The sequence below is a fragment of the Streptomyces sp. NPDC037290 genome (assembly GCF_055603245.1).
This window is the reverse complement of the sequence record NZ_JBVJVZ010000015.1, coordinates 107,746-133,777: the sequence shown is the minus strand read 5'-3', so window position 1 is coordinate 133,777 and position 26,032 is coordinate 107,746. Positions and strand designations below refer to the sequence as shown.

The following is a 26,032-nucleotide window of genomic DNA, read 5'->3' as shown; positions in this document are numbered from 1 at the left end:
GGGGGTCCCAAGGTGACAGCACTGTGACGGTTGCCGCCGCCCCCGTGTACAGGGCGCTCAACGCGTGTAGCGGTACGTCGTCGTGGCCTGCTCGTACAGCCGCGTCACCTGGTCCCGCTCGGCCTCCGGGCCGCGCACCTGGACGAGGTGGTAGCGGCCGTCCAGCAGGATCGCCATGTTCCGCACGTACAGGTCGCGGCCCTGCCCGTCGGTCCAGGTGAACTGCCCCTCCGCCATGGTCCGTCCGCCCACCGTGATGGTTCTCAGCCCGGTGGCCGTGGCCCAGCTGGAGTCCCGGTACGGCTGGAGTTCGCGTTCCTTGTCCCGTTGGTAGCGCATCGGGTCACTGCCGTACTCCGAGGCGCTGTCCCGTCCGGGTACGACGATCAGCTCGAAGTTCCCGTGTGCGTAGACCACCTGGCCGCTGCCGTTCTTCGGGGTGCGGTCCCAGCCCTGGGCGACGGCCACCTGGAAGCCGTCCGGGTCCTTGCGCAGGGTGAAACCGTCGGCGACGGACGGATCGCCGCCGGTCTGGGTCTCGGTGGCGGGCGCGCTGCTCTGCGGCGCGTCCTGCCCCGAGGACGGCTGCGGCCGGGTGTGCGACGGCTCGGGACTCGCCTCCCCCGCGGTGCCGGTACGGTCGCTGCCCGCCGCCCCGGTCGCCCCCTGTCTGGGCATGAACAGCAGGGCGTAGGCGACCGCGCCGGCCAGCAGGAGCAGGATCAGCAGGAGCAGGGTGCGGCCGAGGCTGCGCGGCGAACGCTCCTCTTCCCGGGCCCGCTTGTGCCGCCCGTGCGGATGGGCCTCGGGCAGTCCGGCGCGCCGCCGCCGCAGCCGCACCAGCTCGCCGCGGCGCCGGACGATCGGCAGCCGGCTCGGATCGGCGGGCGGCACGGGTACGACATGGGTGCCGGCGTCCGGCTCCGGCGCGGAGCGCACCAGCGAGCGCAGCCAGCCGTTCAGCTCCTCGAAGTCGAGGCGCTCGGTGGGGTCCTGGCGCAGCAGCGACTCCACGACCGGCCGCAGCGGGCCGCACTCCTCGGCGAAGGCGGGCGGCTCGGCGCACACCAGCTGCACCAGCTCGGCCGTCGACTCCTCCGGATACGGCGCGTGCCCCTGCACGGCCCGGAACAACAACGCGCCCAGCGCCCACAGATCGGTCGACGGCCCGATCGGTGCCGCCAGCTGCCAGTTCTCGTGCACGGGTCCGGCCTGCTCCGGCGCCCACCGCTCGGTCACCGGGCCCACGACGGTCATCCGCACCTGCCGCGCCCGCTCGGCCGCGAGCGCGGTGCCGGGCCCCCGCCGGCCACCCGCCCCGGCGTCGTCCCAGCGGGGGCGGCCGGAAGGGAGCGGGGGGTGGAGCGGATGGGCGGGGCCGGTGGACGGGGAGGGCATGGTGCCGGGCCTGCGGCCGGGGCCGGTGGCCTGGGAGGGCAGGTCGCCGACGTGACGGGCAGGGGTGGTGCCGGTCCCGTGGGCCGGTGCGGGTGCCTGTCCGGGGACGTGCGGGTGGGCGGGGGGCTGGTCCGCCGCGGGAAGCCTGGGATGCCGCGGACCGCCGCTCAGGTCCGGGGAGCCGTCGGCCGTGCCGGGGCGCGGCGTGGCGCCGTACCAGGGGGCGCCCTGGACGCCGTAGGGGTCGGCGATGCGTCCGGGCGGCGGCGTGCTTCCGGAGCCGTCCGGGTACGTCGGCCGTGCCGGGCCGCCGGTGCTGTCCTCGGTGGGCGGCCGGGCCCCGGGCAGGGCGGGGGGCCCGCTCTGCCGGGCCTCCTGTACCCGGGCGGCGGCGCGGGCGCCCGCACGGTAGGCGGCGATGGCACCGGCGCGGGCGGCACGGACGTCGGCGTCGCTGTCCAGGGGCCGTTGCCCCGCCGTGCCCGGCGCTCCGGTGCCGCCGGACACCCCGTTCGCCCCCTGCACCGGCAGCCCTCCGGCCGCCCGCGCCCGGATCGCGGCCCGGCGCGCGGCCTCGGGATCGACGTCGGCGCCAGGCACCGGTCCCGCTCCGGCCGCCCCGCCGCCGGGGCCACCGGCCGGACCGGGGAAAGAGCCCTGCCCGCCGGCGAACGGGGTCCTCTCCGAGCGGGCGCCCGGCCCGGTGCCCGCCGCCCCCGTGCCGCCCGGGCCCGGGGCTTCAGCCGTCACGTCGTCAGGGGCCGGTACCGGGTCGTACCCGCACAACGCCTCCTCCGCGGCGCCGACGGCGAGGCCGGTCAGCATCACGCGGCCGTCGTCGCAGACCAGCACGGTGCGGGCGGTGATGTTGCGGTGCACCCAGCCGTGCCCGTGCAGCACCCGCAGCGCCATCAGCACGTCGGCGGCGACCTCGGCCGCCCGGTACGGCGACAGCGGCTTCTCGGCGAGCAGCGCGGCCAGCGGGCGCGCGGCCACCAGCTCGCTGACGACCCACAGCGACCCGCCCTCGGCGAACACGTCGAAGACCTGGTCGAGACGCGGGTGGTCGGGGATGCGGGCCGCCGCCTGGGCGGCCTCGACGGCACGCCGCACGGCCGGGTCGGCGGGCCGCCGCGTGGCGGACCGGGCGTCCGCCGTCCGCCGGGCCGCGGCCCCGCGCTCACGCGCGGTGAAGCCCTCGGGAAGTCCCTCCGCGTCGAGCACCTCGGCCTCGACGACCTCCGGCAGCGGCACCTGCCGGACGAGCACTTCCTGGCCACTGTAGGTGTCGAAGGCGCGGGTCTCGGTGAGTTCGTACTCGTCGGACGGCGGCAGCGGCAGGCGGTAGCGGTCGGCGAGCACCCGACCCGCGTAGTCGTCCACTTTGCCTCCCCCGGCCGCCCGGTTGGTCACATCCGTTCGCCTGGCGACCCGTTTCGCACACGCTCCCGGCTGCGTACGGTCCGCAACCATTCACGATACGCGCCGGAGGCAACCCGCACCGAGTGGATGACGGATTCCCACGCCCCAAACGAGCGATCGGTGCCTACGACTTGGGCTCGAAGGAGGCCGTGAGGGTCTTCCAGGTGTCCTTGCGCAGCGTGCTGTCCCAGTTCGCGGCCTTCGCGGTGTACATCATTCCGTACCCGAGCCGGCCGTTGACCACGAAACCGCGGTCGATGGTGCGGTACTTGGTGCCCCCGTCGACGTAGGTGAACTCCCAGTCGGCGGTGTTCCAGCCGCGGTAGTCCACCTTCTCGATATGGACGCGCTGGTACTGGGAACGCACCATCCCGTGTTCCTGGTTCCGCCAGTCCGCCACCGGGTCGGACTTGGGAGCGGTGGTCCAGGCGACGAGCAGCTTCTGCCCGTCGGGCCCCGTGTACCGGTCGCCCGCACTGCCGGTGGACTGGTACGACCACCCCTTGGGGAGCCCGATCGAGTACCCCTGGTCGCCCTTTCGGGTCGACACCACCGGCGCGCTCCCGCCGTCCTTGGAGCCGGACTTCGAGCCGGCGTCGCCGGAGTCGCCGGTGGACGCGCTCGCGTCGACCGCGCCGCCCGGCGCGGAACCGGTGCCGGCCGACGACGGGCTCGCCGTGCCCGCCCGGTTCCCGCTGCCCGTGCTCCTGTCGCCCTTGTCCTGCTTGGCGGACGCGCTCGCGCTCGCCGCCGCCTTGGCCCCGGTTTTGCCGTCCTTGCCGTCGTCGCCGTTCAGGGCGAAGGCCAGGACGGTGCCGAGCACGGCGAGGGCGACCACCACGGCGATGATGACCAGCGTGCGCCTGGGCACCACGTCGGTCAGCGGCGCCCTCGGCACCGGCCGCGGCGGCAGGTCGAAGTCCGGTGGCGGCACCGTGGGCCAGCCCGAACTCGGCTTGTTCGTGCTGGAGTTCGGCACAGCGGCGGTACCGGAGGCCGGGCCTCCCTGCCGTCCGGCGGAGGAGCCGGGCCGCGTTCCGCCGGAGGACGCCGTGCGCGCCCCGCCGGGGACGGCCGGCCGTGCACCGCCGGCCGTGGCACCGCCCGCGCCCGCCGCTCCGCCGGTGCCCTCACCCGGCGCCACCGTGTCGCCGCCGGTCTTCGTCCGCGCCGACGCGGCCGCGGTGGCCGCCCCGGCCGCCTTGCGGACCGACCGCAGCGCCCCGCGCAGTTTCTCCGCGGCCTCCTCGCCCCGCTTGCCCCCGCGCTCCTCCTCGGACGGGCCGGGCTGCGCGGGCAGCGGAACCACCCGCGTGGCGTCCAGGATCTCCGGCTCGGGAGCCTCAAGGACCGCGTTGAGCAGCGCCCGGGCGCCGGCGTCGTCGAGCCGCTTGGCCGGGTCCTTGGTGAGCAGGCCGTGGATGACGTCCCTCAGCGGGCCCGCGTTCTTCGGCTCTCCCAGGGGCTCGGTCATCACCGCGGTGAGCGTGGCGATCGCCGACCCCTTGTCGTACGGGGGCACTCCCTCGACCGCCGCGTACAGCAGGCCGCCCAGTGACCACAGGTCGGCCGCCGGGCCCGGCTTGTGGCCGCGGGCGCGCTCCGGGGCGATGTAGGAGGGGGCGCCCACGAGCATGCCGGTGGAGGTGATGGACGGGTCGCCCTCGACCTGCGCGATGCCGAAGTCGGTGAGCACGACCCGGCCGTCCTCGGCGATGAGCACGTTGGACGGCTTCACGTCCCGGTGCAGGATGCCCTCGCGGTGCGCGGAGCGCAGCACGTCGAGGATGGCGAGACCCACCTCGGCGGCGCGCTTCGGCTCCAGCAGGCCGTCCTCGCGGATGGCCTCGGCGAGGGACTTGCCCTCCACCAACTCCATGACGATCCACGGCCGGTCGTCCTCGTCGACCACGTCGTAGACGGTCACCGCGCTGTTGTTGCGGATCCGGGCGATCGCCTTGGCCTCGCGCAGGGTGCGCGTGATCAGGCGCCGCTTCTCCTCCTCGTCGATGTTCGACGGGAACCGCAGCTCCTTGACGGCGACCGTCCGGCCCAGGGTCTCGTCCTCGGCGCGCCAGACCGTGCCCATACCGCCCCGGCCCAGCACGTCTCCCAGCCGGTACCGCCCGGCGAGAAGACGACGCTCGCTCTTGTCCTGACGAGTCCCCTGACGAGATGTACCCGCCCGCTCCGCCTCCGACATGCGTCCCCTCAAACAACCCGCCCTGACAGAGCCTCCATTGTCTCTCACTCGACAAGTGCTCAACGCCCAGGGTGCCCCTGCCCTCCGGCGGGGCCAACATGCCGGAAGTCGGGCGAAGTGCGTGTTTTTCCCGCGCGGGTGACGGTCGTTCGGCTGCCGGCGGACGGGGCGGACCGGTGTCCGCAGGAGCTCCGGCCGCGCCGCTCCCTCAGCTGAGCGGCACGATGTCCGGCGCTCCCAGCCGCGCCGCGTCCGCCGTCTGGTCGTCGGGCTGGAGCTGGGACTCGCGCTCGGCCTCCACCCGCTTCTCGTAGTGCTCGACCTCGCGCTCGATCTGGTCCTTGTCCCAGCCGAGGACCGGTGCCATCAGCTCGGCGGCCGCACGGGCGCTGCGGGCACCCCGGTCGAAGGTCTCGATGGAGATGCGGGTGCGGCGGGTGAGGACGTCGTCCAGGTGCCGGGCGCCCTCGTGCGAGGCGGCGTACACCACCTCGGCGCGCAGGTAGTCGTCGGCGGCGGCCAGGGGCTCACCCAGGCCGGGGTCGGCGGCGATGAGGTCCAGGACTTCCTCGGTCAGGGAGCCGTACCGGTTCAGCAGGTGTTCCACGCGGGCCACGTGCAGTCCGGTGCGGGCGGCGATCCGGGCGCGCGCGTTCCACAGCGCGTGGTAGCCCTCGGCGCCCAGCAGCGGGGTCTCCTCCGTGACGCAGTCGGCGACCCGCATGTCCAGGCCGTGCACGGCCTCGTCGACCGCGTCCTTCGCCATCACCCGGTAGGTGGTGTACTTGCCGCCCGCCACGACCACGAGGCCGGGCACCGGATGGGCGACCGTGTGCTCCCTGGACAGCTTGCTGGTGGCGTCGGACTCCCCGGCGAGCAGCGGGCGAAGCCCGGCGTACACGCCCTGCACGTCGTCGCGGCCGAGCGGCACCGCGAGCACCGAGTTGACGTGTTCCAGCAGGTAGTCGATGTCGGCGCTGGACGCGGCCGGGTGGGCCTTGTCGAGGTCCCAGTCGGTGTCGGTGGTGCCGACGATCCAGTGCCGGCCCCACGGGATGACGAAGAGGACCGACTTCTCGGTGCGCAGGATCAGGCCGGTGGAGGAGTGGATGCGGTCCTTGGGCACGACCAGGTGGATGCCCTTGGAGGCACGGACGTGGAACTGGCCGCGCTCGCCCACCATGGCCTGTGTGTCGTCGGTCCACACGCCGGTCGCGTTGACGATCTGCTTGGCGCGGATCTCGTACTCCCCGCCGCCCTCCACGTCCTGCACCCGGGCGCCGACGACCCGCTCGCCCTCGCGCAGGAACCCGGTCACGCGCGCGCGGTTGGCCGCCTTCGCGCCGTAGGACGCCGCGGTGCGCACCAGGGTGGCCACGAAGCGGGCGTCGTCCATCTGGGCGTCGTAGTACTGCAGGGCGCCGACCAGGGCGTCCTTCTTCAGACAGGGGGCGACGCGCAGGGCGTGACGGTGGGACAGATGGCGGTGCATGGGCAGGCCCCGGCCGTGGCCGCGGGCCATGGACATCGCGTCGTAGAGCGCGACGCCCGAGCCCGCGTACAGCCGCTCCCAGCCCTTGTGCTGCAGGGGGTAGAGGAACGGCACCGGTTTGACCAGGTGCGGGGCGAGCCGCTCCAGGAGCAGACCGCGCTCCTTCAGGGCCTCACGGACGAGCGCGAAGTCGAGCATCTCCAGATAGCGCAGACCGCCGTGGATGAGTTTGCTGGACCGGCTGGAGGTCCCGGACGCCCAGTCGCGGGCCTCGACCAGACCGGTGGACAGACCGCGCGTGACGGCGTCCAGCGCGGTGCCCGCACCGACGACTCCCGCGCCGATCACCAGGACGTCCAGCTCACGCTCCGCCATCGCCGCCAGTGCCTCGGCGCGCTGCGCCGGCCCCAGAGTCGCTGTCCTCACCGCTGCCTCCCGCTGTCGCACGCTCGCTCGCGTCGGCCGCACCCGGTGGGCGAAGCCCGGTTCATCCCCTCCTCATGCCCAAATTCTGACCGGCTTGCCCTACTTCAGCCACTACGGACTCCCAACCTGTGGACAACTTGCACACAACCCTGGAAGACACACGGACACAATCAGACATAACGGTCATATATGTACCTAGTCTGACAGAGCACTCGCTCATCCTGTCGGCAGCGGTTGCGTACCTGTTCCGTTTCGGCTACTGGGAAGGACGGCCCACGCATGCCCGCAGACCTCGCCGTCATCGGACTCGGCCCCTTCGGCTTGCCGCTCGCCCAGGCCGCCGTCGCGGCAGGCGTCGCCACCCTCGGCTATGCCACCGGCCCCGAGGCGGGCTCGCTCAGCCCCGCCGAGCTGCGCCGGATGCACGCGGCGGGCTTCCGGCCCGGCACCGACCCGGCCCAGCTCGGCCGGGTGCGCACGGCGGTGATCTGCGCGTCGACCCCGCGCGGCGCCGACGGCGGGCTCGACCTCGGCCAGGTGGAGGCGGCCGCCCGCACGCTCGCCGAACGGCTCCGCCCGCACACCACGGTCATCCTGGAGTCGCCCGTGGTGCCCGGAACCACGGAGGAGTTCCTGCGGCCCCTGCTGGAGGAGGGCTCCGGACTGCGCGCCGGCCGCGACTTCCACCTCGCCTACTCCCCCAGCCGGGTCGACCCCGGCAACCGTGACCACACCCCGACCAACACGCCCAAGGTCATCGGCGGCCTCACCCCGGCGTGCACCGAGTCGGCGGCCGCCTTCTACGGCCGGCTAACCGACAAGGTGGTACGCGCGCGTGGGCTGCGCGAGGCCGAGACCGTGCAGCTGCTGGAGACCAATTTCCGGCACGTCAACATCGCGCTGGTCAACGAGATGGCCGTGCTCTGCCACGAGCTGGGCGTCGACCTGTGGGACGTGATCCGCTGCGCGGAGACCAAGCCGTTCGGCTTCCAGACCTTCCGGCCCGGACCCGGCGTCGGCGGCCACGGCGTCCCGCAGGACCTCACCGGCCACGCCACCCGCACCCTGCGGATGGTGGAACTGGCCCAGCAGGTCAACAGCCGGATGCCGCGGTACGTCGTCCAGCGCGCGGCCACCCTGCTCAACGAACACGGCAAGTCCGCCCGGGGGGCGCGCGTGCTGCTGCTCGGCGTCACCTACAAGCCCGACCTCGCCGACCAGCAGGGCACACCGGCCCAGGAGATCGCGATCCGGCTGATGGAGCTGGGCGCCTCCGTGAGCTTCCACGATCCCCTCGTGGCCGCCTGGAACGTGCTGGACCGCCCGGTCCCGCGCGCCGACGCGCTCTACGAGGCCGCCACCGACGCCGACCTGACGATCCTGCTCCAGCACCACCGCACGTACGACCTGCAGGGGCTTTCGGTGAAGGCCCAGCTGCTGCTGGACACGCGTGGCGCCACGCCCACGGGAGCGGCGCACCGGCTCTGACCCTGGTCACGAACGGAAAACGGCCGGGGGCGTTGTCGTTCCCGGCTGTTAGTCTCCCCCGGACCCGCCGCTCACAGGTGCGCGGGCGTCTTCCGTCTCCGTTCTTCAGTCGTGCTCCACCTCGGGGGGATTTCTGTCATGAGCCAGTCAGCTCCGCCACCTCAGCCGCCGCAGCCCGGTCCGGTGGACGGCAACCCGTACGCCCAGCAGGCCCCGGCCCCCGCCCCGGGAGCGCCGTACCCGCCGCAGCCGGGCGCCTTCGCCGCGCCGACGGGCCCGCCCGCGCCGGTCCGGAACAACCTGGTGCTCGGCCTGCTGGCCGCGCTCGGCGCCGCCCTGGTCGTGGGCGCCGTGTACGGCGTCATCATCGGCGCCACCAAGCACGAGATCGGCTGGGCCGCGGTCGGCGTCGGCTTCGTCGTCGGTCTCGTGGCCGGCAAGGCGGGCGGCCGCAACCCGGCCCTCCCCGTCCTGAGCGCCGTCCTCGCGCTCGGCTCGGTCTACCTCGGCCAGCTCGTCGGCGAGGCCATGCTCATCGCGGACTACGTGCACGCCGGCTTCTCCGAGGTCTTCTTCCACCACCTCGACGTGGTCCAGGAGGCCTGGAAGAAGGACGCCGACCCGCTCACCTTCGTCTTCTTCGCCATCGCCGCGTTCGCCGCGTTCTCCGGCACCAAGAAGGCCGCCCAGTAGGCCTGCGCCGCGAGCGCCCCGCCCGCACGGGAAGGGCCCGCCCACCGCATCGGTGGGCGGGCCTTCGCGTCGTCCGGGTCCCGTGGGCGGGTCAGCGGCGGTGCTGGCTGTCCGCCACCGTCACCTCGACCCGCTGGAACTCCTTCAGCTCGCTGTAGCCGGTCGTGGCCATCGCGCGGCGCAGGGCACCGAAGAAGTTCATCGAGCCGTCCGGGGTGTGGGACGGGCCGGTGAGGATCTCCTCGATCGTGCCGACCGTGCCGAGGTCGACCTTCTGGCCGCGGGGCAGCTCCTCGTTGACCGCCTCCATGCCCCAGTGGTGGCCCTTGCCCGGCGCGTCCGTGCCACGGGCCAGCGGGGAGCCCATCATCACCGCGTCGGCGCCGCAGGCGATCGCCTTGGGCAGGTCGCCGGACCAGCCGACGCCGCCGTCCGCGATCACGTGCACGTACCGGCCGCCGGACTCGTCCATGTAGTCACGGCGGGCCGCGGCCACGTCGGCGACGGCCGTCGCCATCGGAACCTGGATGCCGAGCACGTTGCGCGTGGTGTGGGCGGCGCCGCCGCCGAAGCCGACCAGGACGCCGGCCGCGCCGGTGCGCATCAGGTGCAGCGCGGCGGTGTAGGTGGCGCAGCCGCCGACGATCACCGGGACGTCGAGCTCGTAGATGAACTGCTTGAGGTTCAGCGGCTCGTGCGAGGACGAGACGTGCTCCGCGGAGACCGTCGTACCGCGGATGACGAAGATGTCCACGCCCGCGTCCACGACCGCCTTGGAGAACTGGGCGGTGCGCTGCGGGGAGAGCGCGGCGGCGGTGACCACACCGGAGTCGCGCACCTCCTTGATGCGGGCGCCGATCAGCTCCTCCTTGATGGGCGCCGCGTAGATCTCCTGGAGGCGGCGGGTCGCCTGCTCGGCGGGCAGCCCGGCGATCTCGTCCAGCAGCGGCTGCGGGTCCTCGTGCCGCGTCCACAGGCCCTCGAGGTTGAGCACGCCCAGGCCGCCCAGCTCGCCGATGCGGATCGCGGTGGCCGGGGAGACGACCGAGTCCATGGGGGCGGCCAGGAAGGGCAGCTCGAAGCGGTAGGCGTCGATCTGCCAGGCGATCGAGACCTCCTTCGGGTCCCGCGTACGGCGGCTGGGGACGACGGCGATGTCGTCGAAGGCGTACGCCCGGCGGCCGCGCTTGCCGCGCCCGATCTCGATCTCAGTCACGTCTAGGCCTTTCCCTGATGCGTTCAGCGTCTTCCAGTATCGCCGACGGGTACGGCAGAAGCCCTCCGCAGGTACGACAAGGGCGGCCCCAGAGGCTCCGGGGCCGCCCTGATCACGCCTGCGCTACTTCTTGCTGCTGTAGTTCGGCGCCTCGACCGTCATCTGGATGTCGTGCGGGTGGCTCTCCTTCAGACCCGCCGAGGTGATCCGCACGAACCGGCCCTTGGACTCCATCTCCTCGATGGTGGCGGCGCCCACGTAGCCCATGGTCTGGCGCAGACCGCCGACGAGCTGGTGCAGCACGTTGGACAGCGGACCGCGATAGGGCACCTGGCCCTCGACGCCCTCGGGCACGAGCTTGTCGTCGGACGCCACCTCGGCCTGGAAGTAGCGGTCCTTCGAGTACGACCTGCCCTGGCCGCGGGACTGCATGGCGCCCAGCGAGCCCATGCCGCGGTACGACTTGAACTGCTTGCCGTTGATGAAGAGCAGCTCGCCCGGGGACTCCTCGCAGCCGGCGAGGAGGCTGCCCAGCATCACCGTGTCGGCGCCTGCGGCCAGCGCCTTGCCGATGTCACCGGAGTACTGCAGGCCGCCGTCGCCGATCAGCGGGATACCGGCGGGACGGGCCGCGAGGGACGCCTCGTAGATGGCGGTGACCTGGGGGACACCGATGCCGGCGACCACACGGGTGGTGCAGATGGAGCCCGGGCCCACGCCCACCTTGATGCCGTCCACACCGGCGTCGATCAGCGCCTGGGCGCCGTCGCGCGTGGCGACGTTGCCGCCGACCACGTCGACGCCCACGCTCGACTTGATCTTCGCCATCCAGCTCAGGGCGTTGCTGTTGTGGCCGTGCGAGGTGTCGACGACCAGGAAGTCCACACCGGCCTCGGCGAGCGCCTGGGCGCGCTCCAGCGCCTCGGGGCTGGCACCGACCGCGGCGCCGACGAGCAGACGGCCCTCGGCGTCCTTCGCGGCGTTGGGGTACTTCTCGGCCTTGACGAAGTCCTTGACCGTGATCAGGCCCTTGAGGACGCCTTCGTCGTCCACCAGCGGCAGCTTCTCGATCTTGTGCTTGCGCAGCAGCTCCATGGCCTCGGGGCCGGAGATGCCGACCTTGCCGGTGACCAGCGGCATCGGGGTCATCACCTCGTGCACGCGGCGGCTGCGGTCGCTCTCGAAGGCCATGTCGCGGTTGGTCACGATGCCGAGCAGCTTGCCGGCCGGGTCGGTGACCGGGACACCACTGATGCGGAACTTCGCGCACAGTGCGTCCGCCTCGGCGAGCGTGGCCTCCGGGTGCACCGTGATCGGGTCGGTGACCATGCCGGACTCGGACCGCTTCACCAGGTCGACCTGGTTGACCTGGTCCTCGACGGAGAGGTTGCGGTGCAGCACACCGACACCGCCCAGCCGGGCCATGGCGATCGCCATGCGGGACTCGGTCACCTTGTCCATCGCCGCCGACAGCAGCGGGATGTTCACCCGGACGTTGCGGGAGATGCGCGACGAGGTGTCGACCGCGTTGGGGAGCACCTCGGATGCGCCCGGCAGCAGCAGCACGTCGTCGTAGGTCAGCCCGAGTGTCGCGAATTTACCGGGCACTCCGTCGACGTTTGCAGTCATGACACCTTCCCCAAATGGCCTTGATCGGTGCGGATGTCCATGCTAACGGGAAGCGTCGCTAGCAAATTCCACGGTACGGGGTCGCTTCAGGCTTCGTATGTTCGTACGGAAACGGAAGCGTGCCTGTTCAGGAGGGGACGACCGGGGTCGTCCCAGGGGGCGTTACTGCTCGGCGAGCGCCCGAAGGCGGCTCAGCGCCCTGTGCTGGGCCACGCGGACCGCGCCGGGTGACATTCCCAACATCTGCCCCGTCTCCTCCGCGGTCAAGCCCACGGCGATCCGCAGCAGAAGCAGCTCACGCTGGTTCTCGGGGAGGTTGGCCAGCAGCTTCTTGGCCCACTCGGCGTCGCTGCTGAGCAGGGCGCGCTCCTCGGGGCCGAGGGAGTCGTCGGGGCGTTCCGGCATCTCGTCGGAGGGCACCGCCGTCGAACCCGGGTGGCGCATGGCGGCACGCTGCAGGTCGGCGACCTTGTGGGAGGCGATGGCGAAGACGAACGCCTCGAAGGGGCGGCCGGTGTCGCGGTAGCGGGGCAGCGCGAGCAGCACGGCGACGCAGACCTCCTGGGCGAGGTCCTCGACGAAGTGACGCGCGTCGCCGGGCAGCCGGGACAGCCGGGTACGGCAGTAGCGCAGCGCCAGCGGGTGGACATGGGCGAGCAGATCGTGCGTGGCCTGCTCGTCCCCGTCGACGGCACGATGCACGAGCGCACCGATCGCCCCGTGGGCCGTGCCCGCATCGTCGTCGCGCATCGGTCCATGGTGCCTTGCGGCCGTCCGGTCCGTCGCATCGTGCTCGTGGTTGTGCACCGAAGCGTTATGAGCAGGTGCGCCGGCACTCATTCCCTGCGCCCTCCCCTTCACCTCGACCGACTCGTCCCCGAGAGACTCCACACCTCAAGGATGCGGCATCCGCGCCGAAACGAGCAGCGCGCGTCCGGCGGGCCGCCTTGCGCCACGCCCGCCGCGGCGTTCCACGGAGTCGTACGCCGGGGGCGCGAACAGCCCGACGGTGTGCGCCGCGTGGCCCCTCCAGCGGCGCCGACCACGGGTGTTCCCGGAGTGGATCTCCGCTCCCGATACGACCGCCCGCCCGGCCCGCGGCCCGCGGCACGACTCCGCGGGTGTGACCGGGTCCACCCGCCGAGCCCGGGGGTGCCACCGGCGGGGCAGCGGCATCCGCGTCCGTTCCTGCGGGCGGCCGGGGCGCGGCAGTACGGCCAAGGGCTCCCCGGCGGAAGGCGCCGCCAGGCCCCACCGCACCACGCACGCACGCGTGCCCGGCACGCGCAGGGCCAGGGCATCCCGATACGACACCGGAGCCGCGAGACGCCTCAGCGCACATCGCACAGGCTCCAGGTGCACGGCGTGGCCTGGTTCCCCCCGGCCCACTGCCTGGACGCGCCGAAGCAGCCGCATGACCCGCAGACCCGGAAGTCAGCGTGCAGCTCGGCGCCCCCGCGGACGCCGTAGGGCTTGGGCGCCCCGGAGCGCGGGTCGGGCTGCCTTCCTCAGGGAGTTCCGGCGCCGGCAGGGCGCGCGGATGCTGCCAGGGGAGGCGGATACGCGTCCGGCTCCGGGAGTGGTGCCCGGTGGCGGCCGGTTCCGCCTGCCCCGCAGGGCTGGGCACTGCCTACCGGACCAGTCCCCAGCGGAAGCCGAGCGCCACGGCGTGGGCCCGGTCCGAGGCACCGAGCTTCTTGAACAGGCGCCGGGCGTGCGTCTTGACGGTGTCCTCGGAGAGGAACAGCTCGCGGCCGATCTCGGCGTTGGAGCGGCCGTGGCTCATGCCTTCGAGCACCTGGATCTCACGCGCGGTGAGCGTGGGCGCGGCGCCCATCTCGGCCGAGCGGAGCCGACGCGGGGCCAGTCGCCAGGTCGGGTCCGCGAGGGCCTGCGTCACGGTGGCGCGCAGTTCCGCGCGCGAGGCGTCCTTGTGCAGGTAACCCCGGGCGCCGGCGGCTACCGCGAGGGCCACGCCGTCCAGGTCCTCGGCGACGGTGAGCATGATGATGCGTGCCCCGGGGTCGGCGGACAGCAGCCGGCGCACGGTCTCCACGCCGCCCAGTCCGGGCATGCGCACATCCATCAGGATGAGGTCGGAGCGGTCGGCGCCCCAGCGGCGGAGGACTTCCTCGCCGTTGGCCGCCGTCGTCACGCGCTCGACGCCGGGCACGGTCGCGACCGCGCGACGGAGCGCTTCTCGGGCAAGCGGGGAGTCGTCGCAGACGAGGACGGATGTCATGACCGCCCTCCGCAGCTGATGCGCGTCACCTTGAGCCTCCAGGCTGGTACGGAATCGTCACCTGTGCGGTCGACCGTCTCGGACGCCTGCCCGAGCGCTTGTTTTTTCAACCGCCTCCGCACTCTCAACGACGGTCACTCGAAAGAGTTACGGGGCTGCGTGCCGTCTTCGGCACTCTACGTGAGGGGCCCGACACAGAGCAGACATGGACAACAGACCCTCAACTTTTCATCACAACTATGCCCCATTTGGCCGCTTTTCTTCCCGTTTCGTGGTGTCCGAGGCTAGATTCGCAATGAGTCATATTTTCATCTCCTTAGACCGGAGATGTACGGTCGTTGGCACCGTATCCGCTCAGAACGGCTACAAGGGGTCACGTAATGGCAGATTTCTCCCGCCTTCCCGGACCGAACGCGGACCTATGGGACTGGCAGCTGCTGGCTGCCTGCCGCGGCGTGGACAGCTCGCTCTTCTTCCACCCCGAGGGCGAGCGCGGGGCGGCTCGGAGCGCTCGCGAGAACTCGGCCAAGGAGGTCTGCATGAGGTGCCCTGTCCGCGCGGAGTGCGCGGCTCACGCGCTGGCGGTACGCGAGCCGTACGGCGTATGGGGCGGCCTGACCGAGGACGAGCGTGAGGAGTTGATGGGGCGCGCGCGCAACCGCCTGGTGACGGCCTCGGCCGCAGGCGCGGACACGGCCCCGAACCACTGAAGGAACGTTTCTGCACCCGGGTCCTCCCCGGTGCGCTCTTCCCTTCCACCAGGGCACGCCCCGCGCGTGCCCTTTATTTCGTGGCCGCCCCCAGCCGCCCCCGCCTATTTCGTGGCCGCCCCTGCCGCCCCTGCCGTCCCCAGCTCTCCCTAGCCGCGCCCTGCGGCCCGGGCCAGTTGGTCGAGCGTCGCCGCCACGGCCGGCACCTGGGCCAGGTCGGGCAGGGTGAGGGCGACGATCTCGCGCCGCACCGCCGGTTCCAGCCGTACGGTGCGCACTCCCCTCGGCCGCACGGACTCCACCGCCAGCTGGGGCAGTACGGCCACGCCCAGGCCCGCGCCGACCAGGCCGACCACCGCCGGGTAGTCGTCCGTGGCGAAGTCGATGCGCGGGGTGAAACCCGCCCCCTCGCAGACCTCGACCAGCTGGCCGCGGCAGCGCGGGCAGCCCGCGATCCAGGGCTCCTGGGCCAGCTCGCCGATGGCGACGGACTCCGCGCGTGCCAGGCGGTGCCGTTCCGGCACCAGGGCGACCAGGCGGTCGGTCAGCAGGGGCCGTACGACCAGGTCGTCCCACTCCTCGACGACCGCGGCGCCCTCGTAACGGAAGGCCAGGGCGAGGTCGCAGTCGCCCTCGCGCAGCAGCTCGGCGGACTTCGGGGGCTCGGCCTCCTCCAGCGAGACCCGGGTGCCGGGGTGGGCGGCGCGCAGGGCGGCGAGGGCGGTGGGGACCAGGGTGGACGTGCCGCTCGGGAACGAGACCAGCCGGACCCGGCCGGCGCGCAGGCCGGCGATGGCGGCGACCTCCTCCTCGGCCGCCGTGAGCCCCGCGAGGATGCCGGAGGCGTGCCTGACCAGGGCCTCACCGGCCTGGGTCAGCCGCATCTCACGGCCGTTGCGGACCAGCAGCGGGGTGCCGACCGAGGTCTCCAGGGCCTTCATCTGCTGGCTGACGGCGGGCTGGGTACAGCCCAGTTCGCGCCCCGCCGCCGAGAAGGAACCGGTGGTGGCGACAGCGCGCAGGACGCGGAGATGACGGGCCTCGATCACCCTTCGAGCATAAGGCCTACTTGGGGGCGGCGCACGATATTCGCTCGACGCTTTGAGGTGGGGTCCCGTACCGTGCGTGCATGAGGGTTCTCACGGTCAATCTGGGCCGCCCGCAGCCGGTGCCGTACACGGATCAGCCGGACGGGGTGACGGGCATCGACAAGAAGCCGGCCGACGGGCCGGTGCGGGTGACGGCGCCCGGGCCCAAGGGGGTCGGCGGGAGCGGGCTGGCCGGGGACGCGGTGTGCGATCTGCGCCATCACGGCGGGGACGACCAGGCGGTGTACGCCTTCGCGCGCGAGGACCTCGACGCCTGGGAGCGCGAGCTCGGCCGGTCGCTGGTCAACGGGTCCTTCGGGGAGAACCTGACGACGGACGGCCTGGACGTCTCCGGGGCGCTGATCGGCGAGCGCTGGCGGATCGGTGCCGGGCTGGTCCTGGAGGTGACCTCGGGCCGGATCCCGTGCCGCACGTTCCAGGGCCACCTGGGCGAGCGCGGCTGGGTCAAGCGGTTCACACGGAAGGGCGCAACGGGTGCCTACCTCCGGGTGATCGAACCGGGCGAGATACGGGCGGGCGATCCCATCGAGATCGTGCGCCGGCCGGACCACGGGGTGACGGTCACGATGGAGTTCCGCGCGGTCACCACCGAGCGGGAACTGCTGCCGCGCGTGCTCGCGGCGGGCGAGGCGCTGCACCCGGAGACACTGGCCGCGGCACGCAGGTTCGTGGCGCTGCGGCAGGGCTGAGGGGCCGTCGGCCGGCCGCCGCTCCGGCCTCGTGCCCGGCGGACGCGCTCGCTCCGGGTCACTACGCTTGGGCCATGACAACGGCTCTGATTACGGGATCGACCGCGGGGATCGGCGCCGCGTTCGCGCGGCGGCTGGCGGCTGACGGGCACGACCTCGTCCTGGTGGCCCGGGACACCGGACGGCTGCGCGAACAGGCGACCGAACTGCACGACCGGCACGGCATCGAGGTGGAGGTGCTGACCGCCGACCTCGCCGAGGACAAGGGCATCGAGTCGGTGGCCGACCGTCTCGCCGACCGCAAGAACCCGGTCGACCTGCTGGTCAACAACGCCGGCTTCGGCAACAAGGGCCGCTATCTCGAAGTGCCCATGGCCGACGAGCTGAGGATGCTCAAGGTGCACTGCGAGGCGGTGCTGCGCCTGACGTCGGCGGCGGCCGAGGCGATGCGCGAGCGGGGGCGGGGCGGGATCGTCAACGTCGCCTCCGTGGCCGCCTTCGTGCCGCGGGGCACCTACGGCGCCTCCAAGGCGTGGGTCGTGCAGTTCACGCAGGGCGCGGCCAAGGACCTGGCCGGCAGCGGCGTGCGTCTGATGGCCCTGTGCCCCGGCTTCGTGCGCACCGAGTTCCACCAGCGGGCCGGGATGGGCACGGACAACATCCCGGGCTGGATGTGGCTGGACGCCGACAAGCTGGTCGCGGCGGCCCTGGCCGACCTGGCCCGCGGCAAGTCGCTGTCGATCCCCGACCCGCGCTACAAGGCGCTGATGGGTCTGGTGAAGGTCACACCGCGCGGGCTGATGGGCGGGATCTCCTCCCGGACCGGTCGGAGGTACGGCCCCCGGTAGCGGACGGGTGGCGCTGCCGTCCCGGTGCGAAAATGAGCATGACGGAACCGGGCCAGGGGGGCCGGGAGGCGGCGTCATGACCTTCGTACAGCTCATCGAGTGCAGGACGAACCGGTTCGACGAGATGAACCGGCTCCTGGACGACTGGGTCACGCAGACCAAGGGGAAGCGGACGGCGACGCACGCGCTGGTCGGCAAGGACCGCTCGGACGCCTCGCACATCGTCGAAGTGGTGGAGTTCCCGTCGTACGAGGAGGCGATGCGGAACTCGAACCTGCCGGAGACCGACAAGATCTTCCGCGAGATGGTCGCCCTGTGCGACGAGATGCCGACGTTCACCGATCTGGACGTCGTGCGCGACGAGCGGCTGGCCGAGGACACCGTACGGCGGTTCTTCGCGGCGCTGGCCACCCCGGGCGAGTTGCCGCCGCTCAACGACCTGCTGGACGAGGACATCCACAGCCACGATCCGGTGAACCCCCAGGACACCTTCGGGCTGGACAACGCCCGCGCCGAGTACCGGATGTGGCGCGGAGGCTTCGACTTCGCGTTCACGGTCGAGGACGTGCTCACGCAGGGCGGGCAGGCCTGCGCGCGGTGGACGTGGAACGCCAGGCACACGGGCGACTTCCTGGGCATCCCGGCCACCGGCCGGCAGGTCACCATGACCGGGATGACGCTGTTCCGGTTCCGTGACGACGGCAAGATCGCCGAGACCTGGTGGCAGCACGACCAGCTGGGGCTGATGCAACAGCTCGGCGCGCTGGACGAGTTGGAGCAGTAGCCGGACAGGGCGAAGGCCCGGCACCCCACGGGGTGCCGGGCCTTCACTCAGGAGCGTGTCGCTCAGTGGGCGTGGCCGTGGCTGTGACCAGCGGCGGCCGGCTCCTCCTCTTCCTTCTTCTCGACGACCAGGGTCTCGGTCGTGAGCAGCAGGGAGGCGATGGAGGCGGCGTTCTCCAGGGCGGAGCGGGTCACCTTCACCGGGTCGATGACGCCGGCCTTGACCAGGTCGCCGTACTCGCCGGTGGCGGCGTTGTAGCCCTGCCCCTTCTCCAGGTCCTTGACCTTGGAGACGATGACGTAGCCCTCCTGGCCGGCGTTCTCGCCGATCCAGCGCAGCGGCTCGACCACGGCGTTGCGGACGACCGCGACACCGGTGGCCTCGTCGCCGGTCTTGTCGAGGTTGCCCTCGAGGACCTTGGAGGAGTGGACCAGGGCGGAGCCACCACCGGAGACGATGCCCTCCTCGACCGCGGCGCGGGTCGCGGAGATGGCGTCCTCCAGACGGTGCTTCTTCTCCTTCAGCTCCACCTCGGTGGCGGCGCCGACCTTGATCACGCACACGCCGCCGGCCAGCTTCGCGAGGCGCTCCTGGAGCTTCTCGCGGTCCCAGTCGGAGTCGGTGTTCTCGATCTCGGCCTTGATCTGCGCGACGCGGCCTGTCAGGTCCTCCTGCTTGCCGGCACCCTCGACGATCGTGGTGTCGTCCTTGGTGACGGTCACGCGGCGGGCGGAGCCGAGCACGTCCAGGCCGACCTGGTCGAGCTTGAGGCCGACCTCCTCGGAGATGACGGTGGCACCGGTGAGGATCGCCATGTCCTGCAGCATCGCCTTGCGGCGGTCGCCGAAGCCGGGGGCCTTCACCGCGACGGCGTTGAAGGTGCCGCGGATCTTGTTGACGACCAGGGTCGACAGGGCCTCGCCCTCGACGTCCTCGGCGATGATCAGCAGCGGCTTGGAGGCGCCGGCCTGGATGACCTTCTCCAGCAGCGGCAGCAGGTCCTGGATGGAGCTGATCTTGCCCTGGTTGATGAGGATGTACGGGTCGTCGAGGACGGCCTCCATGCGCTCCTGGTCCGTCACGAAGTACGGCGACAGGTAGCCCTTGTCGAAGGCCATGCCCTCGGTGAAGTCCAGCTCCAGACCGAAGGTGTTGGACTCCTCGACGGTGATGACACCGTCCTTGCCGACCTTGTCCATCGCCTCGGCGATGAGCTCGCCGACCTGCTGGTCCTGGGCGGACAGCGCGGCGACGGCGGCGATGTCGGACTTCTCGTCGATCGGGCGGGCCGAGGCGAGCAGGTCGTCGGAGACGGCCTTGACCGCGGCGTCGATGCCCTTCTTCAGGGCGGCCGGGGAGGCGCCGGCGGCGACGTTCTTCAGGCCCTCGCGCACCAGCGCCTGGGCGAGCACGGTGGCGGTGGTGGTGCCGTCACCCGCGATGTCGTTGGTCTTGGTCGCCACCTCCTTCACCAGCTGCGCGCCGAGGTTCTCGTACGGGTCCTCGATCTCGACCTCGCGGGCGATCGTGACACCGTCATTGGTGATGGTGGGGGCACCGAACTTCTTGTCGATGACGACGTTGCGGCCGCGGGGACCGATCGTCACCTTCACCGTGTCGGCCAGCTTGTTGACGCCGCGCTCAAGGGCGCGACGGGCGTCCTCGTCGAACTTCAGAATCTTCGCCATGACAGCGGAAGCCCTCTCGGAAATCTGTGGGAGTAAAGACAACTGCGCCCCGGGCGCCCGGCTTCGTTATCGGTCGCGGGGGCCAGGGGCGCAGCTCACAAGCAAAGAATTGCTCGAGGTGGGATTACTTCTCGATGATCGCGAGCACGTCGCGGGCCGAGAGGACGAGGTACTCCTCGCCGTTGTACTTCACCTCGGTGCCGCCGTACTTGCTGTACAGGACGACATCGCCGACCTTGACGTCGAGCGGAAGGCGCTCGCCGTTCTCGAAGCGGCCCGGACCCACGGCGAGGACGGCGCCCTCCTGGGGCTTCTCCTTCGCGGTGTCCGGAATGACCAGGCCAGAGGCGGTGGTCTGCTCGGCGTCGAGCGGCTGGACCACGATGCGGTCCTCGAGCGGCTTGATGGCAACCTTGGAGCTGGTGGTCGTCACGATCCGACCTCCCCCTTCGGAGATCTCACGGGGTTAACTGTCTGAGGTGGCGACCAGGTCGATCCGTCGTCGCGGGTGCCGGACCTGCCCGTCGCGTAGTTGGCACTCTCCAGGGGGGAGTGCCAGAGCCGAGACTATGACTGTGATTAGCACTCGGTCAAGCGGAGTGCCAATGCCGTGTGGCGCGTCGGCCAGGATCAGCGACGCGCGCCGGTGGCAGTCGGAGAGCCGGCCGGTGCCGCCAGTTGCCTTCCCGGCCAGGTGCACCGGTCCTGGAAGCGGTCGGCGGCCAGACGCTCCGGTTCGTCGAGGACGCCGAGGCAGATGGCCGAGTGCAGGGCGCCGCGCTCATGGTGCCCGGCGGCGGGAGCGGCTCCGCGCCGTCGGACGTGAGCAGGTGCCCCGAGCCCCTTGGCACGCAGATGGCCGTCGACGTACCGCACCAGCCCGCCGACGCTCAGGCCCATGCTCGCAGCCTGCGGTGCAGGCGCAGATGGCGTTGCAGCACCAGCTGGTGGTGATGGACCGCGGCCGCATCGTCGCCGAGTGTTCTGCGCAGGCGCTGCTCAAGGAACACGCCGGCGTCACCGAGGTGCTGGAGCTGCGCGTCACAGAGCTGCTCCGCCTCGTCCATGTAGTGCGTGGTGAGGATCAGGGTGGTGCCGTTCTGCTTGAGCGCTCGCTGATTCGCCGGGCATCCCTGGAGGAAGCCTTACTGCACCTGCCCGGCCGGACCCTGGTGGAGTCGCCGTGAGGCCGCCTGCGCTGCATCTCGCCGGACAGTGTTTCGACCCGGCTGTCGGCACGGTCGTCGAGCTGGACCGAGGCGAGCATTTCCATCGCCTTTTCCGGGCCCGGGGCGCGGCATGCGGAAGCACCTGGCATAGGTACTGACGTTTTCCCCGACCGTCCCCTGGACCCGTTTTTACAGCTCAGCATACGCATCGTCGTCGACTTTCCGGCACCGTTGGGACCGAGGACGCCGAAGAACTCACCCGCTCCGACATCGAGATCCATGCCGTCCACAGCGCCGCTGTCACCGAACCGCTTCGCCATTCCCCGCGCACATATGGCCGTGCGGTCGAGATCGTTCACGCAAGGGAACCCTCCAGGAAATGCGATCGGAATTACCTGGAAATGGGCCGGCCGACGCGCCGATGCCAAAATTCGATATTTGCGTTCAGTTCAGGTAGTCCTCGAGGCTCCCCACCGTCAGCCCTCTCTGCTGGACCCGGCGCAGGGCCCGCGTGGTGCGTTCGCGCAGGTCCGGCCCCGTTGTCTCGTCCGGTCCGATCAGGACGATGTCGCCGGGGCGCAGGTGGTGAGCGCCGTGGGTGTAGACGAGGTCGGTCGGGGTCATGGCGGCGCGCCACAGGACGAGTGCGGAGATGCCGCAGTCGGAGGCCGCGCGCAGGGTGGTGGTGTCGTACGAGCCGTACGGCGGGCGGAAGAGGCGGGGGCGCAGGCCGAGCCGGGAGCTGAGCCTGTCCTGCTGGCCGCAGATCTCCGTGCGCTGGCCGGCGTACGGCAGTCCGGACAGCGCGCGGTGGTCGAGGGTGTGGTTCTCGATGCCGGCGCCCAGCCGGTGCAGGCGGGCGAAGTGGCCGTAGCCGGGGCCGGCGGCGCTGTCGGTGAGGAACATGCTGACGGGCAGCCGGAGGTCGCGCACCATGTCGACGAAACGGGGGTCCTTGTCGGCGCCGTCGTCGTAGGTGAGGAAGACGACCCGGTCGTGGGTGGGCACGTGGTCGACGACGCGGGGCAGGGCGTGGCCCGCGGTGTGCGGGGTGAGGGCGAGCGCGTGGGCGGCGGGGTGCGGCGGGCGGGCGAGGGCCTCGGTGAGGCCCCAGCGGCGGTAGCCGCGGTCGGGGGCGGGGCCGGGCGGGTGCACGCCCTCGGCGGCCTTCTTCCCGAGGCGTTCGATGGGGTCGACGGACTGGGCACAGCCGGCGAGGAGGAGAGCCGAGACGAGCAGCGCGCCCGCCCGCCGTCCGAGGCGCCACCCGGGACGTGCCCCTGGGCCCCCTGCCTGCCCCATCCGCGAGCCGGCGGCGCCCGCCCCCGCACCCCCCGCCCCCCTGCGCGCCGTCCGGAGGGCCCCGCCGTTGCCCCCGTACCTCACAGGTAGTCCTCCAGGCGGGCCACGGCGTAGCCCTCGCGGGTGACCTTGTTCAGGAAGCGGCGCATGTCGTCGACCATCGTGCCGTTCCAGTCGGAGCGGCCGCGGAAGTGGGTGAGGACGATGTCGCCGCGGCGCATCTTCTGGTCGTCCTCGCGGTACTCCCAGTGGTCGACGAAGACCTCCTCGTTCCAGATCGGCGCGTAGCGGATGCCGCAGGTCTTGGCGGCGCGCAGGGTGTCCTGGTTGTAGTCGCCGTAGGGCGGCCGGAAGACGGTCGGGCGCTTGCCGAACTGCTTCTCCATGATGTCCTGCATGCCGCAGATCTCGTCCCGCTGCTCCTCGTAGGACAGGGCCGGCAGGTAGGGGTGGTGCAGGGTGTGGTTGTTGAGGGTGTGGCCGTCGGACTGCATCCTGCGGAAGTACCCGTAGTCGTCCTTGACCAGGTAGTCGCTGAGAAAGGCGGTGTACGGGATCTTCAGGTCCCGCATCATCCGCAGGAAGTCCGGGTCCTTCTCCGAACCGTCGTCGATCGTGAGGAAGACGATCTTCTGCTGGGTGGGGATCGTGGTGAAGACCGGTGGCAGCCACCAGTCCTCCTGGTGGTCCACCTCGAAGCCGGCCCGGGCGGTGATGTGCGGCTTCTTCGCCGGCGGGGGTGGCGGCGTCAGCGGGACCTCGTCCAGGCCCCAGCGCCGGGCGGCGGCGACCAGGCGGGCGTGTTCGGCGGCCTGGCGGGCCTGGGGGCTCAGGGCCTGGGCGGGGGCGCCCCGGCCGGGTGCGGGGCGGGTGGCCTCGGGGCCGGTGCAGCCGGCGAGCAGGGCGGCGCAGACCAGCGCGGCGGCTCCGCGGGCGAGGACCGGCCGCCCGACCCAAGTCTGATTTTTATCGTTTTGTACGATTACTCGCATGGCGTCGGATCCTCCCAGGCCAGGCCCCGGATCCCGGGCCGACACCGCCGCCGGAGGCGAACGATCCACCGACTGGCCCACAATGACCCGGTGAACGACCTCGCTCTGCTCCTCACCCCCGAAGGCCGTGCCCTCCTCGACGAGGTCCGCGACACCGCCCCGGCGGACGAACTCGCCGTCGCCACCCGGCTGCGCCGCGACCACCCCGCCGAGCTGGTGTCGGCCGCGCTCGGCCAGGCCCGGCTGCGGCAGCGGGCGGCGGTGAAGTTCGGGGCGGCGGACGCGGGACGGATGTTCTTCACGCCGAACGGGGTCGAGCAGTCGACGCGGGCGAGCGTCGCCGCCTACCGCGCCGAGCGACTCGTACGCCTCGGTGTGACGTCCGTGGCCGACCTGTGCTGCGGGATCGGCGGGGACGCGATCGCGCTCGCCCGGGCGGGGATCCGGGTGCTCGCCGTGGACCGGGATCCGGTGACGGCCGCCGTGGCGCGGGCCAACGCCGGGGCACTGGGGCTGGGCGAGCTGATCGAGGTGCGCGAGGCGGACGTCACCGAGGTGGACACCGCCGGGTACGACGCGGTCTTCGTCGATCCCGCCCGCCGGGGCGGACGCGGCAGGATCTTCGACCCGGAGGCGTACTCGCCGCCGCTGTCCTGGGCGGTGTCAGCCGCCTCGGCCGCCGGTACGGCCGCGCTGAAGATCGCCCCGGGCATCCCCCACGAGGCCGTCCCCGCCGAGGCCGAGGCGGAGTGGATCTCCGACGGCGGCGATGTGAAGGAGGCGGTGCTGTGGTTCGGGACGGGCGCGCCGGGCGCGGTGCGCGCCACCCTGCTGCCCGGCCCGCGCACACTGCTCGGCCGGGGCCTGCCCGATCCCGGGGTGCGCCCGGTGGGCCGGTACCTGTACGAGCCGGACGGCGCCGTGATCCGCGCCCATCTGGTCGCGGAGGTGGCCGAGCACCTGGACGGCGGGCTGATCGACCCGACGATCGCCTACGTCACCGCCGACGAGCAGCGGCCCACACCGTACGCCTCCGCCTACGAGATCACCGACCAACTTCCCTTCAACGTCAAGAAGTTGAAGGCCCTGCTGCGCGAACGCGAGGTCGGCACGCTGACCGTGAAGAAGCGCGGCTCGGCCGTCGAGCCGGAGGAGCTGCGCAAGAAGGTCAAGCCGCAGGGCCCGAACGCGGCGACGGTCTTCCTCACCCGGGTCGCCGGGGCGCCCACGATGCTCGTGGGCCGTCCCGCCTAGGAGTGCACCTCGTCGGCCCGGCGCAGCAGCAGTGCCCGTTCCCTCGCGTTGCGCGCCAGGCCGGCCGCCCGCTCGAACTCCGCGCGGGCCTCAGCCGCACGCCCGAGCCGGGCCAGCAGGTCGCCGCGCACGCTGGGCAGCAGGTGGTAGTCGCGCAGGGTGGGTTCGGCGGCCAGGGCGTCCACCAGCTCCAGGCCCGCGGCCGGGCCGTCGGCCATCGACACGGCGACCGCGCGGTTCAGCTCGACCACCGGGGACGGGGCCCGGGCGGCCAGCAGGCCGTAGAGGGTGGCGATGGCGCGCCAGTCGGTCTCCTCGTACGTGTACGCGTGCGCGTGGCACGCGGCGATGGCCGCCTGCAGGGCGTAGGGGCCCGGGGCGCCGGTCGCCGTGGCCCCGGCGCGGTCGAGGGCGCGGATGCCGCGCGCGATGAGCATGCGGTTCCAGCGGCGGCGGTTCTGGTCCCCCAGCAGGACCGGCTCTCCGTCCGCACCCGTGCGGGCGGCCGTACGGGACGCCTGGAACTCCAGCAGCGCGGTCAGGCCGTGCACCTCCGGCTCCTTCGGCATCAGTGCGGCGAGGACCCGGGCCAGCCGCAGCGCGTCCTCGCACAGGCCGGGGCGCAGCAGGTCGTCGCCGGCGGTCGCCGCGTACCCCTCGTTGAAGATCAGGTAGATGACGTCCAGGACGGAACCGAGGCGGGCCTCGCGGTCGGGGCCGTACGGCACCTCGAAGGCCACGTTCCGCGCGGCGAGGGTCCGCTTCGCCCGCACGATGCGCTGGGCGATCGTCGGCTCGGGGACCAGGTAGGCGCGGGCGATCTCGGCCGTGGTCAGGCCGCCGAGCAGGCGCAGGGTGAGCGCGGTGCGGGCCTGCGGGGACAGCACCGGGTGGCAGGCGGCGAAGACGAGCCGGAGCAGGTCGTCGTCGATGTCGTCCGGGCCGGCGGGCTCGTCGTACGGCGGCGGGGCCGACCGCGAGAGGTCCCGGCCGATCTCCCGCAGCTTGCGGGCGTAGGTCTCGCGGCGCCGGATCAGGTCGACGGCACGGTGCCGGGCGGTGGCCATGAGCCAGGCGCCGGGGTTGTCGGGCACGCCGTCGCGGGGCCACTGCTCCAGGGCGGCGACCAGCGCGTCCTGCGCCAGCTCCTCGGCGATGCCGACGTCCCGGACGATCCGGGCCACACCGGCGATGACGCGGGGCGACTCGAGGCGGAAGACGGTCTCGATCGCGTGGACGGCGGCGGACCCGGGGGCTTGGGGCTCGGGGGCTTGGGGC

The 26,032-nt window shown here is 72.3% G+C and carries 23 protein-coding genes; 8 read left to right on the top strand and 15 right to left on the bottom strand.

Translation table 11 applies throughout. The features are described 5' to 3' along the window. Positions 1 to 57: 57 nt before the first annotated feature. The 3 genes from ACZ7HQ_RS35160 to ACZ7HQ_RS35150 all read right to left on the bottom strand — a co-directional run bounded on the left by ACZ7HQ_RS35160 (position 58) and on the right by ACZ7HQ_RS35150 (position 6,941). Positions 58 to 2,781, bottom strand: coding sequence for a protein kinase (locus ACZ7HQ_RS35160; RefSeq protein WP_470998917.1), 2,724 nt, complete (start codon positions 2,779 to 2,781; stop codon positions 58 to 60). A gap of 163 nt (positions 2,782 to 2,944) precedes the next feature. Continuing rightward, complete coding sequence (locus ACZ7HQ_RS35155; protein WP_470998915.1) at positions 2,945 to 5,023, bottom strand: serine/threonine-protein kinase; 2,079 nt, start codon at positions 5,021 to 5,023, stop codon at positions 2,945 to 2,947. A 208-nt stretch (positions 5,024 to 5,231) separates the two neighbouring features. Continuing rightward, positions 5,232 to 6,941 (bottom strand): glycerol-3-phosphate dehydrogenase/oxidase, encoded by a 1,710-nt coding sequence (locus tag ACZ7HQ_RS35150; RefSeq protein ID WP_470998913.1) that lies wholly within the window; start codon positions 6,939 to 6,941, stop codon positions 5,232 to 5,234. Between the two features lie 279 nt (positions 6,942 to 7,220). Here ACZ7HQ_RS35150 and ACZ7HQ_RS35145 point away from each other — a divergent pair, with 279 nt between their 5' ends. Further along, a complete protein-coding gene (locus tag ACZ7HQ_RS35145; protein ID WP_470998911.1) occupies positions 7,221 to 8,429 on the top strand; it encodes a nucleotide sugar dehydrogenase in 1,209 nt (402 codons plus the stop codon). Between the two features lie 138 nt (positions 8,430 to 8,567). Beyond that, a complete protein-coding gene (locus tag ACZ7HQ_RS35140) occupies positions 8,568 to 9,122 on the top strand; it encodes a hypothetical protein (protein WP_470998909.1) in 555 nt (184 codons plus the stop codon). Between the two features lie 91 nt (positions 9,123 to 9,213). Here the strand turns inward: ACZ7HQ_RS35140 and ACZ7HQ_RS35135 are convergent, their stop codons facing one another. The 4 genes from ACZ7HQ_RS35135 to ACZ7HQ_RS35120 form a co-directional block, all read right to left on the bottom strand. Then, positions 9,214 to 10,338 carry a GuaB3 family IMP dehydrogenase-related protein gene (locus ACZ7HQ_RS35135; protein ID WP_470998907.1) on the bottom strand — a complete coding sequence of 375 codons (1,125 nt, stop codon included), beginning with the start codon at positions 10,336 to 10,338 and terminating at the stop codon, positions 9,214 to 9,216. A 123-nt stretch (positions 10,339 to 10,461) separates the two neighbouring features. After that, a complete protein-coding gene (gene guaB, locus ACZ7HQ_RS35130; protein WP_470998905.1) occupies positions 10,462 to 11,967 on the bottom strand; it encodes an IMP dehydrogenase in 1,506 nt (501 codons plus the stop codon). 162 nt (positions 11,968 to 12,129) lie between these two features. After that, entirely contained in the window at positions 12,130 to 12,717 is a 588-nt protein-coding gene (locus ACZ7HQ_RS35125; protein WP_066995815.1) for a sigma-70 family RNA polymerase sigma factor, read from the bottom strand. Between the two features lie 880 nt (positions 12,718 to 13,597). Then, positions 13,598 to 14,209, bottom strand: a complete 612-nt coding sequence (locus ACZ7HQ_RS35120; protein ID WP_003948568.1) for a response regulator transcription factor — start codon at positions 14,207 to 14,209, stop codon at positions 13,598 to 13,600. 380 nt (positions 14,210 to 14,589) lie between these two features. On the opposite strand from ACZ7HQ_RS35120, the gene ACZ7HQ_RS35115 reads away from it, so the two are divergent. Next, positions 14,590 to 14,919, top strand: coding sequence for a WhiB family transcriptional regulator (locus ACZ7HQ_RS35115; protein WP_351210476.1), 330 nt, complete (start codon positions 14,590 to 14,592; stop codon positions 14,917 to 14,919). 149 nt (positions 14,920 to 15,068) lie between these two features. Here ACZ7HQ_RS35115 and ACZ7HQ_RS35110 read toward each other — a convergent pair whose 3' ends face one another. Beyond that, on the bottom strand, positions 15,069 to 15,968 hold the full coding sequence (locus ACZ7HQ_RS35110) for a LysR family transcriptional regulator (RefSeq protein WP_470998903.1): 900 nt from the start codon (positions 15,966 to 15,968) through the stop codon (positions 15,069 to 15,071). A gap of 80 nt (positions 15,969 to 16,048) precedes the next feature. Between ACZ7HQ_RS35110 and ACZ7HQ_RS35105 the strand changes: the two genes are divergently transcribed. The 3 genes from ACZ7HQ_RS35105 to ACZ7HQ_RS35095 all read left to right on the top strand — a co-directional run bounded on the left by ACZ7HQ_RS35105 (position 16,049) and on the right by ACZ7HQ_RS35095 (position 18,349). Continuing rightward, positions 16,049 to 16,717, top strand: coding sequence for an MOSC domain-containing protein (locus tag ACZ7HQ_RS35105; RefSeq protein WP_470998901.1), 669 nt, complete (start codon positions 16,049 to 16,051; stop codon positions 16,715 to 16,717). A 74-nt stretch (positions 16,718 to 16,791) separates the two neighbouring features. Next, the gene (locus ACZ7HQ_RS35100) at positions 16,792 to 17,565 is read left to right on the top strand and encodes an SDR family NAD(P)-dependent oxidoreductase (RefSeq protein WP_470998899.1); all 774 of its coding nucleotides are present in this window, start codon (positions 16,792 to 16,794) and stop codon (positions 17,563 to 17,565) included. Positions 17,566 to 17,641: 76 nt separating this feature from the next. Beyond that, the gene (locus ACZ7HQ_RS35095) at positions 17,642 to 18,349 is read left to right on the top strand and encodes an ester cyclase (RefSeq protein ID WP_470998897.1); all 708 of its coding nucleotides are present in this window, start codon (positions 17,642 to 17,644) and stop codon (positions 18,347 to 18,349) included. 62 nt (positions 18,350 to 18,411) lie between these two features. Here the strand turns inward: ACZ7HQ_RS35095 and groL are convergent, their stop codons facing one another. The 3 genes from groL to ACZ7HQ_RS35080 all read right to left on the bottom strand — a co-directional run bounded on the left by groL (position 18,412) and on the right by ACZ7HQ_RS35080 (position 20,937). After that, positions 18,412 to 20,037, bottom strand: coding sequence for a chaperonin GroEL (groL, locus tag ACZ7HQ_RS35090; RefSeq protein ID WP_470998895.1), 1,626 nt, complete (start codon positions 20,035 to 20,037; stop codon positions 18,412 to 18,414). Between the two features lie 124 nt (positions 20,038 to 20,161). Further along, positions 20,162 to 20,470, bottom strand: coding sequence for a co-chaperone GroES (gene groES, locus ACZ7HQ_RS35085; protein WP_020132158.1), 309 nt, complete (start codon positions 20,468 to 20,470; stop codon positions 20,162 to 20,164). A 197-nt stretch (positions 20,471 to 20,667) separates the two neighbouring features. Further along, entirely contained in the window at positions 20,668 to 20,937 is a 270-nt protein-coding gene (locus tag ACZ7HQ_RS35080; RefSeq protein ID WP_470998893.1) for a hypothetical protein, read from the bottom strand. Positions 20,938 to 20,963: 26 nt separating this feature from the next. On the opposite strand from ACZ7HQ_RS35080, the gene ACZ7HQ_RS35075 reads away from it, so the two are divergent. Beyond that, positions 20,964 to 21,224, top strand: a complete 261-nt coding sequence (locus ACZ7HQ_RS35075; RefSeq protein WP_470998957.1) for a hypothetical protein — start codon at positions 20,964 to 20,966, stop codon at positions 21,222 to 21,224. Here ACZ7HQ_RS35075 and ACZ7HQ_RS35070 read toward each other — a convergent pair. The 3 genes from ACZ7HQ_RS35070 to ACZ7HQ_RS35060 form a co-directional block, all read right to left on the bottom strand. Continuing rightward, positions 21,122 to 21,487, bottom strand: a complete 366-nt coding sequence (locus ACZ7HQ_RS35070; RefSeq protein ID WP_470998953.1) for an ATP-binding cassette domain-containing protein — start codon at positions 21,485 to 21,487, stop codon at positions 21,122 to 21,124. The genes ACZ7HQ_RS35075 and ACZ7HQ_RS35070 overlap by 103 nt on opposite strands. 163 nt (positions 21,488 to 21,650) lie before the next feature. Then, the gene (locus tag ACZ7HQ_RS35065; RefSeq protein ID WP_470998891.1) at positions 21,651 to 22,508 is read right to left on the bottom strand and encodes a polysaccharide deacetylase family protein; all 858 of its coding nucleotides are present in this window, start codon (positions 22,506 to 22,508) and stop codon (positions 21,651 to 21,653) included. An 80-nt stretch (positions 22,509 to 22,588) separates the two neighbouring features. Next, on the bottom strand, positions 22,589 to 23,500 hold the full coding sequence (locus tag ACZ7HQ_RS35060; RefSeq protein ID WP_470998889.1) for a polysaccharide deacetylase family protein: 912 nt from the start codon (positions 23,498 to 23,500) through the stop codon (positions 22,589 to 22,591). Between the two features lie 90 nt (positions 23,501 to 23,590). Between ACZ7HQ_RS35060 and ACZ7HQ_RS35055 the strand changes: the two genes are divergently transcribed. Beyond that, positions 23,591 to 24,754, top strand: coding sequence for a THUMP-like domain-containing protein (locus tag ACZ7HQ_RS35055; protein WP_470998887.1), 1,164 nt, complete (start codon positions 23,591 to 23,593; stop codon positions 24,752 to 24,754). On the opposite strand, the gene ACZ7HQ_RS35050 is transcribed toward ACZ7HQ_RS35055, so the two are convergent. Continuing rightward, positions 24,751 to 25,983 carry an RNA polymerase sigma factor gene (locus ACZ7HQ_RS35050; RefSeq protein WP_470998951.1) on the bottom strand — a complete coding sequence of 411 codons (1,233 nt, stop codon included), beginning with the start codon at positions 25,981 to 25,983 and terminating at the stop codon, positions 24,751 to 24,753. The two genes, ACZ7HQ_RS35055 and ACZ7HQ_RS35050, sit on opposite strands and share 4 nt — an antisense overlap. Between the last annotated feature and the right edge of the window lie 49 nt (positions 25,984 to 26,032).

What these genes read in the sequence shown, in the direction of transcription:
- ACZ7HQ_RS35155 (WP_470998915.1), bottom strand. Translation starts at nt 5,023, where the DNA reads ATGTCGGAGGCGGAGCGGGCGGGTACATCTCGTCAGGGGACTCGTCAG.
- ACZ7HQ_RS35145 (WP_470998911.1), top strand. Translation starts at nt 7,221, where the DNA reads ATGCCCGCAGACCTCGCCGTCATCGGACTCGGCCCCTTCGGCTTGCCG.
- ACZ7HQ_RS35140 (WP_470998909.1), top strand. Translation starts at nt 8,568, where the DNA reads ATGAGCCAGTCAGCTCCGCCACCTCAGCCGCCGCAGCCCGGTCCGGTG.
- guaB (WP_470998905.1), bottom strand. Translation starts at nt 11,967, where the DNA reads ATGACTGCAAACGTCGACGGAGTGCCCGGTAAATTCGCGACACTCGGG.
- ACZ7HQ_RS35125 (WP_066995815.1), bottom strand. Translation starts at nt 12,717, where the DNA reads ATGCGCGACGACGATGCGGGCACGGCCCACGGGGCGATCGGTGCGCTC.
- ACZ7HQ_RS35120 (WP_003948568.1), bottom strand. Translation starts at nt 14,209, where the DNA reads ATGACATCCGTCCTCGTCTGCGACGACTCCCCGCTTGCCCGAGAAGCG.
- ACZ7HQ_RS35115 (WP_351210476.1), top strand. Translation starts at nt 14,590, where the DNA reads ATGGCAGATTTCTCCCGCCTTCCCGGACCGAACGCGGACCTATGGGAC.
- ACZ7HQ_RS35105 (WP_470998901.1), top strand. Translation starts at nt 16,049, where the DNA reads ATGAGGGTTCTCACGGTCAATCTGGGCCGCCCGCAGCCGGTGCCGTAC.
- ACZ7HQ_RS35100 (WP_470998899.1), top strand. Translation starts at nt 16,792, where the DNA reads ATGACAACGGCTCTGATTACGGGATCGACCGCGGGGATCGGCGCCGCG.
- ACZ7HQ_RS35095 (WP_470998897.1), top strand. Translation starts at nt 17,642, where the DNA reads ATGACCTTCGTACAGCTCATCGAGTGCAGGACGAACCGGTTCGACGAG.
- groL (WP_470998895.1), bottom strand. Translation starts at nt 20,037, where the DNA reads ATGGCGAAGATTCTGAAGTTCGACGAGGACGCCCGTCGCGCCCTTGAG.
- ACZ7HQ_RS35080 (WP_470998893.1), bottom strand. Translation starts at nt 20,937, where the DNA reads ATGGGCCTGAGCGTCGGCGGGCTGGTGCGGTACGTCGACGGCCATCTG.
- ACZ7HQ_RS35075 (WP_470998957.1), top strand. Translation starts at nt 20,964, where the DNA reads ATGGCGTTGCAGCACCAGCTGGTGGTGATGGACCGCGGCCGCATCGTC.
- ACZ7HQ_RS35070 (WP_470998953.1), bottom strand. Translation starts at nt 21,487, where the DNA reads ATGGATCTCGATGTCGGAGCGGGTGAGTTCTTCGGCGTCCTCGGTCCC.
- ACZ7HQ_RS35065 (WP_470998891.1), bottom strand. Translation starts at nt 22,508, where the DNA reads ATGGGGCAGGCAGGGGGCCCAGGGGCACGTCCCGGGTGGCGCCTCGGA.
- ACZ7HQ_RS35060 (WP_470998889.1), bottom strand. Translation starts at nt 23,500, where the DNA reads ATGCGAGTAATCGTACAAAACGATAAAAATCAGACTTGGGTCGGGCGG.